12 protein-coding genes are annotated in these 12,907 nt (G+C 65.1%); 2 read left to right on the top strand and 10 right to left on the bottom strand.

Going from position 1 to position 12,907, the window contains the following annotated elements:
• The 5 genes from dnaG to IPI56_04040 all read right to left on the bottom strand — a co-directional run bounded on the left by dnaG (window position 1) and on the right by IPI56_04040 (window position 6,082).
• Complete coding sequence (gene dnaG / locus IPI56_04060) at window positions 1-1,818, bottom strand: DNA primase (protein ID MBK7544917.1); 1,818 nt, start codon at window positions 1,816-1,818, stop codon at window positions 1-3.
• Between the two features lie 65 nt (window positions 1,819-1,883).
• Window positions 1,884-2,084 (bottom strand): 30S ribosomal protein S21, encoded by a 201-nt coding sequence (locus tag IPI56_04055; protein ID MBK7544916.1) that lies wholly within the window; start codon window positions 2,082-2,084, stop codon window positions 1,884-1,886.
• Between the two features lie 108 nt (window positions 2,085-2,192).
• Window positions 2,193-2,534 (bottom strand): histidine triad nucleotide-binding protein, encoded by a 342-nt coding sequence (locus tag IPI56_04050; protein ID MBK7544915.1) that lies wholly within the window; start codon window positions 2,532-2,534, stop codon window positions 2,193-2,195.
• Between the two features lie 48 nt (window positions 2,535-2,582).
• Entirely contained in the window at window positions 2,583-4,061 is a 1,479-nt protein-coding gene (locus tag IPI56_04045; GenBank protein ID MBK7544914.1) for a GNAT family N-acetyltransferase, read from the bottom strand.
• Entirely contained in the window at window positions 4,058-6,082 is a 2,025-nt protein-coding gene (locus IPI56_04040; GenBank protein ID MBK7544913.1) for a ThiF family adenylyltransferase, read from the bottom strand. Before IPI56_04040 ends, IPI56_04045 begins: the two co-directional genes overlap by 4 nt.
• Window positions 6,083-6,216: 134 nt before the next feature.
• On the opposite strand from IPI56_04040, the gene IPI56_04035 reads away from it, so the two are divergent.
• A complete protein-coding gene (locus tag IPI56_04035) occupies window positions 6,217-7,284 on the top strand; it encodes a methyltransferase (GenBank protein MBK7544912.1) in 1,068 nt (355 codons plus the stop codon).
• Window positions 7,285-7,304: 20 nt separating this feature from the next.
• Here IPI56_04035 and IPI56_04030 read toward each other — a convergent pair whose 3' ends face one another.
• Window positions 7,305-8,243 carry a class I SAM-dependent methyltransferase gene (locus IPI56_04030; GenBank protein MBK7544911.1) on the bottom strand — a complete coding sequence of 313 codons (939 nt, stop codon included), beginning with the start codon at window positions 8,241-8,243 and terminating at the stop codon, window positions 7,305-7,307.
• Window positions 8,244-8,450: 207 nt separating this feature from the next.
• Between IPI56_04030 and IPI56_04025 the strand changes: the two genes are divergently transcribed.
• Window positions 8,451-8,927 carry a prepilin-type N-terminal cleavage/methylation domain-containing protein gene (locus IPI56_04025; protein ID MBK7544910.1) on the top strand — a complete coding sequence of 159 codons (477 nt, stop codon included), beginning with the start codon at window positions 8,451-8,453 and terminating at the stop codon, window positions 8,925-8,927.
• 29 nt (window positions 8,928-8,956) lie between these two features.
• On the opposite strand, the gene IPI56_04020 is transcribed toward IPI56_04025, so the two are convergent.
• From IPI56_04020 to dnaJ, 4 genes are all read right to left on the bottom strand, one after another.
• On the bottom strand, window positions 8,957-10,195 hold the full coding sequence (locus IPI56_04020) for a MiaB/RimO family radical SAM methylthiotransferase (GenBank protein ID MBK7544909.1): 1,239 nt from the start codon (window positions 10,193-10,195) through the stop codon (window positions 8,957-8,959).
• Entirely contained in the window at window positions 10,174-10,518 is a 345-nt protein-coding gene (locus IPI56_04015) for a hypothetical protein (GenBank protein MBK7544908.1), read from the bottom strand. Before IPI56_04015 ends, IPI56_04020 begins: the two co-directional genes overlap by 22 nt.
• 1 nt (window position 10,519) lies before the next feature.
• Window positions 10,520-11,263 (bottom strand): 16S rRNA (uracil(1498)-N(3))-methyltransferase, encoded by a 744-nt coding sequence (locus IPI56_04010; GenBank protein MBK7544907.1) that lies wholly within the window; start codon window positions 11,261-11,263, stop codon window positions 10,520-10,522.
• Window positions 11,264-11,427: 164 nt separating this feature from the next.
• Complete coding sequence (gene dnaJ, locus IPI56_04005; protein ID MBK7544906.1) at window positions 11,428-12,531, bottom strand: molecular chaperone DnaJ; 1,104 nt, start codon at window positions 12,529-12,531, stop codon at window positions 11,428-11,430.
• Between the last annotated feature and the right edge of the window lie 376 nt (window positions 12,532-12,907).

The following is a 12,907-nucleotide window of genomic DNA, read 5'->3' as shown; positions in this document are numbered from 1 at the left end:
TCACCGTTCCGTTGGGCCCGGGGTTTCGGGCGTCGCCGCCTTCAACCGTCGGGTCAGTGTCAAATGCCTGTCAAATTTTTCCCCAAACCGCGGATCCGACCGGGCCAGGGCGCGCAACTCCCCCTCCAACCCCTTCATTTCCCTCTGCGTGGCCTGCCGTTCCAGCCCCGCCAAGGCCCGATCCAGGGCAACCCCCGGGTCCTCAAATTGTTTTCCTTCCAGCAACAGGGCCGTCAACCAGGGCCCGTCGGCTGCGCCCAGGACGGCCACGGCGGCGGCCGGTTCCACCGCGTCGCCGGCCTTCCACTGGTCGCGCCAATGGCGAAACACCGCCAAACACCGCGTGTCGGCGAACCACCCGTCGGCCTTTTCCGCCCGGGGCCACAGCGCCGGGTGCGCGCCCAAGACCTGCAAAAGTTCCTCTTCGGCGGTGCGCATCGCCGGGGCGAGTGCGGCCGGTCGCCGTTCGGCGGCCGTCGTCGAAGCCGGCGTTTCCGTCCGACCGGGCCCGCGCTCGCCCTTACGAAACATTTCCCGCTTAAGCGCCGCGGCGTCCAAATCGAGCCGCGCGGCGGCGCGCTTGACCCACTCTTCCCGCAACACCTCGTTGGGCACGCCGCCAATGAAGCGCAACAACTCCTCGGCTTTCCGCAACCGGCCGTGCAAATCGCTGAACCCGCTCAACGACGGGGCCAACAAATCCAGCCAAAAATCGACAACGTCCCGGGCGTCGGTCAAAATTTTTTCCAGGGCCGCGGCGCCCTTCGCCTGAACGTACTCGTCCGGGTCCAACCCGTCGGGCACCTGCGCCACCCGGACAAACACATCGTCCTTGAGCAACACGTCGGCCGTCCGCCAACTGGCGCGTTGACCGGCGGGGTCCGGGTCGAACAACATCACCGCTTCCTGGGCGTAACGCCGCAACAGCTTGGACTGCTCGGCCGTGAACCCCGTGCCGAGGGGCGCGACCGCGCGTTCGACGCCGGCCTGATGCAGCCCCACGACGTCCATGTAGCCCTCGACCACGACCCCCTGGCCGCGGTCCCGGAGGGCGGTGCGCCCTTCGTAGAGGCCGTAGAGATGGCGCCCCTTCGTGTAGACCGGGGTTTCCGGCGAATTGATGTACTTGGGCCCCGCGTCCTCTTCCAAAACCCGTCCGCCGAAAGCCACCACCTGGCCGTAGGCGTCCCGAATGGGAAAGATCAAACGGCCGGACAGGGTGTCTTGATAGCGACCCGTGCGGTCCGAGCGGGCCGCCAAGCCCGCTTTCAAAAGCAACTCGATGGCGACGCCGCGCTTTAAAGCGCGGTCCAAAAACCCTTCGCGCCGGGGCGCGTACCCGAGGCGGAAGCGCTCCACCGTCTCCGGGCGGACGCCGCGCTGGGCCAACGTGCGCCGGGCGACCTCGGCCTCGGCCAATCCGCGCAGGCTGTCGCGGTAAAAACCGGCCGCCTCTTCCACCAACCCCAACAGCGCGTCGCGCTCTTTGGCGCGGCGGCTGGCGGCGTCGTCCGTTTTGTCCCAATCCAGAACGATGCCGGTGCGATGGGCCAATTCCCGAAGCGCCTCGGGGAACGACAACCCCTCCAACTTCATGACGAAAGCGAGGATGTCGCCGCCTTCCTGGCAGGCGCCGAAACAATGCCAAAGACCCTTTTCGGGTTGAAAATAAAACGACGGGGTCCGCTCGTTGTGAAAGGGGCAATTGCCCTTCCACCGGACGCCCGACTGCTTGAGGCTGGGCACGGCCTCCCGCACGACCTCCAGGGGGTCGAGCGCGGCCTTGATCCGTTCCAACGTGTCTCGCGATACGCCCATGGGAGACCTCGACGCGGGGCGCCGCGCGGGCGGACAAACCGCCCGCGCGACCCCGGCATCAAGACTTATCCGCGGTTGGCGCGCGCCATACGTCGGCGCATTTTCCGTCGGGATTCAGCCAGCTTGCGCTTGCGTTTCACGGACGGGGGTTCGTAGAACTCCCGCCGGCGGATCTCCTGCATGATGCCGTTCCGCTCGCACTCGCGTTTGAAGCGACGGAGAGCCTCTTCGATGGACTCCCCATCGCGCACTTTGACGAAAACCATGATCTCAACACCACCTTTCCGGTCGACCGGAAAAAATAAAAAAGATCACGACCGGTCTGGGGACCGGCTTCGTGAATATAACGTTTTAAAATCCGAAAAGTTCCGCGCTTAACCCGGCGGCCAGCTCAAAAGCCGTCCGGCCAGGAAATGGTAATGGAGATGGGCCACCGCCTGTCCGGCGGCGGACCCGTTGTTGACGACGATCCGGAACCCTTTTTTTTCGGGGTCCACGGTTTTCGCCAAATCCCGAATGGCGCGATGCACAGCCGCCACAAGCCCGTCGTCCTCGTCGGTCAATTCCGAGACGCGCGCCACGTGTTTTTTCGGCACAATCAAAAGATGCGTGGGCGCTTGCGGGTGGATATCTTTAAAAACAATGATTTCGTTGTTTTCCAAAACAACCTGGGCAGGAATCGTTTTGGCCGCTATTTGGCAGAACAGACAATCCATCGCGGGGGCCATTATACTCCACTGGAGAGCCCAAAACAAGGTAAAACCTTAAAACAAGGAATTCCGGGGTTTTCCTCCCCCAAAGGAGGCGTCGCGCGAAAAGGAGCGGATTCGGGAAAAATCGGTCAGGTGGGCCTCGAGGTCCCCCAGGCGCAACAAGACGGGTTGTCGGTGGTCTTTGGTTTCGTCCACCGGGCCCAACAACTCGGGTCGCAGCCCCTGTCGCTCCAAAAGGGCGATCGTCTCGCCGTGGGCCAACAAAACCCACCCCGACAAGCGCAATTTTTTGCTGATGCGATAAAGCATTCGAAACAACCCCAGCGTGATCACGGCCCCGCGACGGCGGTCTCCGGGACCGGGCCGCACCGCGCCCGAAGGGATCAAAGGCACCGAAAGCAGGTACGAGAGGACGTCGGCGAAAGCGTGGCCGTAGGGGGACGCCAACGCGAGCCGGGACAATTCGGCCACTTTTTTCGACGACAAAAGGCGATTTCTTTCCTCCGCCCCCGCTTTCTCCAGGCAGGGAAGACCCAACGGGGAGTTGAGCACGAGGCGGACCGTCCCGACCACGCGGCCCACGCCGTCCTCGGCCGTGACATGGACCGACCAGGCGTCGTGGGCATCGCGGTCGCGCGCATCGGCCTGGGCGGCGGCCGGGATGAGTTTAAAGTCTTCCGCGTAGGCCTGGTGGCGCAAAACGAACACCCGGTCCACCGAACCCGGGGTGGACGCCACGTTGAAGGAAAGACCCCCCAACCGAAACGTGCCCGCTTCGGCCAAATCTTTCTCCTGCACCCCCACCGGAATCGCGCCGGATTCCCGGGCCAACATAGTCACCACCCGCGTTTGGACCGCTTGCGTGGATTGGAACATGTCCTCGTTTTGGCCCGCGTAGGGCGTGCGGCGGCCGTGATACTCGACTTCCGGCCCGATGGGCTCGAAACGCATGCCGTTCCTTTTCAAGAGGATCCAAAGGGACCGCTCGGCGGCCATCAAATGCCAGCTGGCGCCAAGCGCCCGGGCGCTGGCGATGGTGGCGTGGCTGAGACCCAAGAAAATAAGAACCCGGGCGGAGAGATCCCCCGACGCGGGGGCGGGCGCCGGACCGGCCGACGAGGGGGCCCCCAAATTTCTTCGAAAAAAAGCCATTTCCCTTTTGAAGTCCAAAGCCGAAAGACGGAAATCGCGGCTCATGGCAAACCGGGACGATTCGACCAAATGGGGGTCGGTCCGATGCCGTTCGCGCCATTCCGGCGCGGCCAGATCGAAAGTCGGCAACGGGAAAGGGCAATGGTGGATCAACCGGGCCGTCCCCACCAGGTTGCCCCGTCGGTCCAGGGCGGCGATGGACACCGCGTGGGGATCGAAACGGTCGCGTTCAAGCCCGCCGGGGTGGTCCTCCGGTTTTTCAAACCCATATTCCTCAACGTAAATCCGATAACGCAACCGGTGGATGGCTTCAAGCAGTCCGCGGTCCTCGGTGGCGAGGAAGGTGAACTCCCCCAGGCGAAATTCGACCCCGCTCATGCGTTGAGGAACGTGGGGAGGGGGCGTCGGAACGTGCCCTCCGGCAGGCCCGGCGCGTGGCCGACCCGAAAGAGCATCACCAACCCCCCGCGGTCAAAATCCTCCCCTGGAAAAACCGCGCGTAACTTTTCCATGGCCCGCGCCACGTGCCCCCGGGCCTCCGGCGGAAACGCCTCTTCCCCCAAGGATTTCCACCGGGCCCAAAAGAACGGCAAGCTGGCCATGGGTTGGAAGGCCAGCCCCGAAAGAGCCGCCGTCAACCACACCCGTTCGAAAGCCTCCCCCCCGCGAAACACCGAAGCCACCGTTTCGTCTGGAACCGTCAAGAGGCCCACCGCCGCGGAGGCGGCCATGGAATCCCGCGAGGCGTTCGCCACAACATTCCCGGCGCCGAGGGCGTTCAACGCCCGCATGACCGACCACGGTCGCGTGGCTTTCAAAAACAGTTTTTGATCCCAACGAACGAGCAAATTCCCGTAGGAAAAACCGTCGCCCGAGCGGCGGGCGTCGTCGATGTTGGAACGGAAGGCCTTGTACAAGGTTTCATGGCATTCGCGAAGGAGCACCCGGGCGCGGTCGGCCCAATAGGCCATATCGGCCAACGTGGCGATTTCCTTCCGCTCCACGCTCCACCGCAACCGCGCCCCCCGCGCCGCCGCGGCGTCGACCATGGCGGACAGGTCTTCCGGGTCCAGCGGCGTCTTGCCGTGCGGGCGCCGGTTCGTTTCCCTCTCCCACAGGATCGAGGCAAGCGGGTCTTCGGCCACGCGCCTTTGTTCGAAGAAAATCCGCGCGGGCCGGGACACATCCACCGGAGGCTCGAGACGGGTCGCCAACCCGTAAACGGACGCCGCCACGCGGATGTTTTCCGACACGGCGCCGAGCGAAATCAAGGCCGCGCGTTCCTCAAAATTGAAAAAAGAGGGGTCCGAATTTTGTTTGACCGCGATCTCCACCCCCCCCTCCCGGACGCTCATCGCCCAAGGTTGGATATTGTCGCCGGAGGGAGCCTGGAGTCCCGCATTCAATATATGTTCCATCACCGGCGGAGGCACCGCGCCCTCGCCGTTCCAGGCGGGCGCGGCCGGGGCCGAGCGGAAAAGCGGCTTCGCCCCGCGCAGTTTTTTCCGTGCCACCCAAAGTTTCAACCGCTGGAGGGGCCCCCGATTCCCCCAGCGCAGCCGCCTCAAAATCATGCCCCGGACATAGGGGTCGAATTGGAGGCACCAGGGCGCCGGCTTCAGGCCGGGCCGCCCCGTCAAAATCCGAACGATCTCGGTGGCCGCCAAGGCCGACGCCAACAAACACCCCATGGGGGTCGATGGCCCCGACTTATTGGCCAGGTCCACGCCAAACCGCCGCACCGTGTAGGCGGTCAGCCAATATTTCGGCAGCAACCCGATGTAAAAGCGCAACATCTGTTCAAAGGGGTCCATCCCGTCGTGCATGTCGAAATATTCGTCGAAACTCATGCCCCGGGGATCGAACACCAACGCCACCGTGCCGAACCCGATGGGCCCCGCCGTGACGACGGGGATTCCCTTTTCCCGCGCCCGGCCGTACACCAGCCGCCGCACTTCCGGTACGAAGAAATCCAACCCGTCCAAAAACAAATCCACGCCGTCCAAAAAAGCGTCCACGTTCTCCGCGTTGATGCCCCGATCGAAAGACCGGATGTCGAGGAACGGGTTCACCGCCAACGCGTCGGCCCGCAACACGTCGGTTTTGGGTCGGCCCAGGGTCGGGATCCGCGCGCCGTATTGGCGGTTGAAGTTGGCCGGCTCGAATCGATCGAAATCGGAAATATGGAAGGCCCCCACGCCCGCCCGCGCCAAGGTGATGAGGTGCAACCCGCCCACCCCGCCCATGCCGGCGATGGCCACGCGCCGCCGGGCCAGCCGGGCCTGGTCGTTCCGCGAAAGCACGCCCAGATTTCTCGGCAACGCTTTCAAAACGTAGTTCTCGGGGGTCAAACCCCATTTTTTAAGGGTGTCCGACCATTCGATATTATGGGGATCCATGGCGTCCTCGCTTTCTTTAGCCCGGTAAGCATACCCCCGGGGCACGCGTTTTTCCACCCGCGCCCCGCGGTTGACACCGCCCCGTTGGGGCGTTATCCTTGGGTTCGCACACTCTATTTGGATTTGGAGCGCCCATGCCACAGCGTCTTTCGCCCGCGGCCCCCCGTCCCCGACGGGATTTCGATTTCGACAGTTTTTCCCTGATCGCCCAGGGGCACAGCGCCTTTCAATTGATGTGGGCGGGGGTTTCCCTCGGGGTGTTCGATCTTCTCCACCGCCGCCCGCGTCTGCCTCTCCCCAAAATCGCCGCCGCCCTGGGCCTCGCGGCCCAACCGGCCCGCGTGCTGGTGGTCGGGCTGACGGCCCTCGGCATTCTGATCAAGAAGGGGCCCCGCTTTTCCAACGCGCCCCTGGCCGACCGCATTTTGGTTTCCACCGCGCCGCGCAGCGCGGTGCCCATCCTGGGCTGGCAAGCCCACATCGTCTACCCCGGCCTCACCGATTTCGTCGCGTCTTTAAAAAAGAACACCAACATCGGTCTCGCCCGCTTCCCCGGCCCGGGGAAAACGCTTTACGAAAGGCTCACCGCCCACCCCGCCCTGGAAAAAGTTTTCGAGACCGCCATGAGCGGCCTCTCCCGCCAGGCGAACAAAGACCTGATCGGCGCCATCGATTTCAGCCACACCCGCCACCTGGTCGACGCCGGCGGGGGCGACGGGACCAACGCCATCGCCATCGCCCGGGCGCACCCGCGCCTGCGCCTGACGGTGTTCGAATCCCCCTCCGTCTGCCGCATGGTGAGGCGGAACGCCGCCGCGGCCGGCCTGGCCGGGCGGGTGAGCGCCTGGCCGGGGGACCTGTTCAAAACGCCCTTCCCCCCCGGCACCGACGCCGTTCTCTTCGCGCACATTTTTTCCATCTGGTCCCCCGAAAAGGGGATCCGGCTTCTCAAGCGCGCCCACGCCGCCCTGCCGTCCGGCGGCGAGGTCCTGGTGTTCAACACCATGGCCCTGGGGGAAGAAACGGATTGTTTGTTGACGGCCCTGGGCTCGCCCTATTTCCAAGCCATCGCCACAGGTCAAGGCATGGTCTACCCGCGAACGGACTACGCGGCTTGGTTAAAAACCGCCGGATTTTCCTTGCGGGGCCGTGTCATCCCCCTGCCCTTCGAGCACGGCGTTCTGGTGGGACGAAAAATTTAAAGACAAGAAGACGGATTGATTTACGCTTCGGGAAGGGTCAAACCGCCCCGGGCCATCAGTCCTTCGATCACGGCCAACGCCGCCCGGGACTTCTCGTTCAAGGTTGTGTAATCGGCCCGTCGAAATCCCTCGGCGGCCCCGGCCAAGGGCTTTAACCCGGTGGCGACCACGTGCGTCACCGGGAACCCCGCCGCCGACCACAACCGCGCCTTCGGCAAATGGCGCTCCACCCCCGGCGCCATCTCCTCCCGACGAAACGCCGCCCTCAAGCTTGTTTCGTAATCTTTGATGAAGATCTCCCCCGCCTCCCGCCCGACGGTGCGCGCCATGGCGGCCATGGCTCGAGTGGTTTTGAGTCGCCCCAAGTCCACCAGGCACACCGCCCCGCCCGGCCGCAACACCCGCGCCAACGATTCAAAGCAACGGTCCAAGGCGGCGGCGTCGGGCAGATGGTGCAGCGCCACGCTGCTGATCACCCCGTCCACCGACCCATCGGCAAACCCGTCCAACCGGGTCATGTCCCCCCGCTCAAAGCGCACGTTCGCGGGCCGCCCCGCCCTTTGGTTCGCCAGGGCGAGCATGCCCTCCGACAGGTCCACCCCCACAAATTCCGTCCCCGGGTTCCACGCCGCAATCCGGCCCAACAGCACCCCCGGCCCGCACCCCAAGTCGATCACCCGCCGACACCCCGCGATCGCCTGCGACGCCAGCCGCGTGTTGAAATGGTGAATGGCCCGCAACTGGCCTTGGCCCTCGGCCTGCCGCTCGAAGGCCGCCAACGACTCCGCGCTTTCCATGACGGTTTCCGGCTCGGGTTCCCGCTCCACCACCCGTCGGCCCCAGGTTTCCAAGGCCCACAGCCAGGGCATGCCCGGGTTTGTCCGAAACATGTCTATCGATGTTTTGAGAATGGAAATCCACCCCGGTCCCGGGGCGGCCTGGCCGAGCGAATCCGTCATGGGTTTATTTACCAGGGGAACCCCGTCCTGTCAATGCGGGGGCAATGACGCGTCGGGAGGACACGCCCAAGAAGTCTTCGGGGGGGGCCTTCGGGCGTTCGTGGTCGGTCACCGGCCGGCCCCTTTTTGGCTGCTTTCAGGAGACTCGCAACATAGGCAGCCGGGGCCGGGGTGGCGCCCCCCCCCATCTGGGGATAAACTTAAAGTATGAGGCCCTTACCCGGCCATCGTTCGAAAAAAGGCTTCACGCTCATCGAGCTCATGCTCGTGGTGGCCATCATTTCTCTGTTGGCGGCCATCGCCATCCCCAAATTCGCGGACATGATTATCAAAGCCAAAGAAGCGGCCGTGCTTGGAAAACTGGCCTCGGTCCGCTCGGCGGCGCTGATCTATTACGCCGACAACCCCGAAATCGAAAACGTTTTTTCCTGGTACGTCACAGTCAATCACAATTTCAATTATCTCGTGCCGAGATACATCGACCAAATCCCCCCGCTCAAACACCCCACCGTCAGCGACCACATGGAGGGGAACGGTGTTTCCACGGCGCTCGTCGACGGGTTGTGGAACTCCGGCTGGGCCTACACCTGGAATTCCTTAGGTGGCTCCTCCAACGCTCTACCCCGCATCTACATCAATTGCACACACACCAACAGTCGGGGCGTCACTTGGAGCACATTTTAGGGTAAGAACTCCTTTCCGACGCTGTTTTGTTAAGCGTCTTCCGTGTCCCCCACCCGCGCTTTCACCAGCCCCTCCATCGCCCCCGCCGGCACCCGCACGCGGATGTAATTGTCCGTCCAACCCCGGCCGTCGTCTTCGGCCAGGGCGGTCCGTTCGGTGCCGACGAACCGCGCCCGAAAATCCGCCTTCAACTTCTCCGACAGATCCACCAGCCGCCGCGTGCGCTCTTTTAGGACGGCGGCGGGCCAAGGTTTTAATCCGGCGGCCGTCGTCCCCGGCCGCGGCGAATACGGGAAGGCGTGCAGACCGGACAGGGCCATCCCCTCAATCCGTCGGAAGGTTTCGTCGTAGGCCGCCTCGTCCTCGGTCGGGAAACCCGTGAGCACGTCCGCCGTGATCGCCGCGTGGGGCAGTCGTTCGCGGATGGCCCGCACCCGGTCGCGGTAATCGGCGTAACGGTACCACCGGCCCATGTCCGCCAGCACGCGGTCCGAGGCGGACTGGAGCGGGATGTGAAAATGGGGACAGACGCGGTCGGTCTCCGCCGCCAGGGCGATGAGCCGGTCCGGCGTTTCGGTGACTTCCAGCGATGAAAGGCGGATTCGGAACCGGCCCGGCAAATCCGCCAGTCGCCGCAAAAGTCCCGTGAGATCCGCCGACCGCCCGGATTCGCTTCTCCCGCGGTAGAGCCCCAGGCGGATGCCCGTGAAAACGATTTCGCCGTGCCCCCCCTCCACCAACCGCCGGACTTCCTCGACGACCTGTTCGACGGGTTTCGACCAATACGTGGGGCGGGTTTGGGGAATGATGCAGTAGCGGCAGGGGGCCTTGCAGCCGTCTTGGATTTTAACGAAGGCGCGCGCGCGGTGGGTAAACCGAGACAGCCCCCACACCTCGGGCGCCGCCTCGAACCCGACGCAGGCCGGGAGCGCGGCCTTTTCCGCGTTGGAATAGGCTTCCACCCGGGGCGAGAGCGCGCGCAGGTCCTCGGGCGCGTGCGTGGCGTAACAGCCCGTGACGATGATGCGGGCCCGCGCGTTCTCGCGCAACAGGCGCCGCACGAACTGGCGGCACTCCTGGTCCGCCTTGGCCGTCACCGAGCAGGAATTGACAAGGCAGAGGTCGGCGGCCTTGGGATCGTCGACGGCCACGCCGCCGCCCGCGACCATTTGGGCGCGCAGGAGTTCGGTGTCGTACTGGTTGGCCTTGCAGCCGAAGGTGTGGAAGTAAACCTTCGCGGCGGACGTCACCGGGTGTTGCGGACCCACGCCCCGGTCAGGGCGCCCACGATGGCCATGCCGGTGGCCGGCACGGCCACCAGGGGCACGAGGATCCAATAATCCGGCGTGCCGACGGCGCGTTCCAGGGCGCTCCACCGGGTGATCTGGGCGACCGTGAAGGGGATTCCGACGATGATGCCCGCCAACCAGGCCTGCCGCGCGCCCCAGAACCCGGCCACGGCGCCGAAAAAGAACAGCGCCGCCAGCAACCAGCCGGGCGAGAGCGCGACCCCGAACGAACCGAGGACGCAGACGGCCGAAACGACCGTCGCTTTGAGCGACAACGCCGACCACGGGATCGGGGATTTCAAGTTAGGAGTATTCATAAAGTATCGCCGCGGCCACAGCCATCCCCGCGGTCTCTGTGCGCAAAATTCGTTGGCCCAACGTCACGGGCACGGCCCCCCGCGCCTTGGCTCGCTCCACTTCCTGCGGGGCCAAGCCGCCTTCCGGCCCGATTATAACATGGATCGTCCTTCCCTCCGTCGATCCCTTTTCCCGCCACTCTTTCAAAGCGTCTTTGAGCGTCTTCCCCGCCTCGCTCTCCCAGGGCACCAACACCAAGTCGCCCGGGGCCACGGCTTCGAGGGCCCGGTCCAGCCCCACCGGGGCGGCCACGGCGGGCAGGCCGGCCCGTCCGCACTGCCGCGCCGCCGCCGTCATAATCTTTTTCCACCGTTCCAGCCGCGCCTCCAGCCGGTCCGCCGGCACGCGCCCCACCACCCGCTCCGTCGTCAAAGGGGCAAAGGCGTCCACGCCCAACTCCGTGCCTTTTTCCAATATCCATTCCAACGTGTCGCCCTTGGGCAACGCCTGCGCCAGCCGCAGGCGATAGGGCTTCGGCTCCGCCGGGGCCTGGGCCACCACGCGCCCTTCCACCCGCTCCGGACTCACGCTCTCCAGCACGCCCCGAAAAGCCCTGTCCTCCCCGTCAAAGAGGCCGATCTCGTCTCCCGGTTTATGGCGCAACACCACCGCCACATGCCGCGCCTCGTCGGGCGAAAGCCAAAACCGCCCGGCTTTGATCTGCTCCGGCGGCACAAAATGGTGAGGCACTAGCGCCTCCCCCGGCAAGTCATTCCAGGGGCCCTTCCGGCCTCCGGCCTGCGCCTTTGCGATCCTCGGCTTACATGCCGCAGAGAACATGCGCGCCTCGGCTCGCTTCGGCTCGGCTTCGGAATCCGATATTTCGTCATGAAAGCAACCACCGGGAGAGGCACTTATTTCCCGAAGGTTTTCTTGAAAAACCCTTCGTCGGCGATCCCGGTTTCGCCCAGGGATTGGCCCAGCTCGGCCAACATCCGCCGCTGGTCTTTCGTGAGCTTGGTGGGCACGTCGACGATCACGCGGACGAACAGATCCCCGCGCTCGCCGCCCCGCAGGGCCGGCATGCCGGACCCGCGCAGCCGCAGTAGGGCCCCCGACTGGGTGCCCGCGGGCACGTGGATCTTGATGGGTTTTTCCAGGGTGGGAATTTCCACGTCGCCGCCCAGAGCCGCCAGGGGGGTGGACACGTGACGCTCGGTGACGAGGTTGTCGCCGTCGCGCTCAAAACGGGAATCGGGCCGGACGTGGATGACGACGTACAGGTCGCCGGGCGTGCTGCCCCGCTCGCCCGCCTCGCCGCCGCCCGTCACGCGCAAAACGGTGCCATCCTCCACCCCGGCGGGCACGCGCACCGTCACGTTTTCCGTGGTCCGCGTGCGGCCCTGGCCGCGGCAGTCCGGGCACGGGGTCTCCACGGCCTGGCCCGCGCCCTGGCACCGGGGGCACGTTTGCGCGAGGGTGAAAAACCCCCGGGTGACCCGTACTTGGCCCGCGCCCCGGCAATCGGGGCAGGTTTTAACGGAGGTGCCGGGCTTGGCGCCCGACCCGCGGCATTTGTCGCAGTTGACGGCCCGGGCGATCCGCACGGACGTCTGTGTGCCCGTGAACGCCTCGGTGAGGGAGACCGTGTGGTCGTGCTGGATGTCCGCGCCCTTGCGGGGTCCCCGGCGCGAGCGTCCGCCCCCGCCGAACATGTCCCCGAAGACGCTGGAAAACACGTCCCCAAAATCGCCGCTGGAAAACCCGCCGAACCCGCCCGCCCCCTGGGCCTGGGGTCCCGCGTGGCCGAACTGGTCGTAGGCCTGCCGCTTTTCCGCGTTCGACAGCGCGTCATAGGCCTCGTTGATTTCCTTCAGCCGCTCTTCGGCCCCTTTGTCGCCGGGGTTGCGGTCGGGGTGGTTCTGCAGCGCCAGCTTCCGGTAGGCCTGCTTCAGCTCCTCCGGGCTCGCGCTCTTCGACACGCCGAGAACTTCATAATAGTCGCGCTTCGAGGCCATGGATCTCTCTTTGGTATTCTAGTTTCCAGCTTTTCCCACCCCATTGGGGGGCTTCAAGCGCCCCGTTTTCGGGGCAGCGGCCGCCGGCCTATCTGGCGGATCTTTTGCCTTCCCATCCCCCTGGGCCGCCCATGAGCGAGGATTTTGCTCGGCCGCGGATGAGCTTTTCTTTCGCCTTTCCACCCCGTCGAGGCGCCTCAAGCGCCCCGTTTTCGGGGCAGCGCCCGCCGGCCTTTCCGGTGGTTCTTTTGCTTTCCCATCCCCCTGGGCCGCTCATGAGCGAGGATTTTGCTCGGCCGCGGATGGGCTTTTCTTTCGCCATTCCACCCCGTCGAGGCGCCTCAAGCGCCCCGTTTTCGGGGCAGCGGCCGCCGGC

This window comes from Elusimicrobiota bacterium, assembly GCA_016706425.1.
In the GTDB taxonomy this organism is placed as follows: domain Bacteria; phylum Elusimicrobiota; class Elusimicrobia; order FEN-1173; family FEN-1173; genus JADJJR01.
This window is presented reverse-complemented; position numbering and strand designations above follow the sequence as displayed.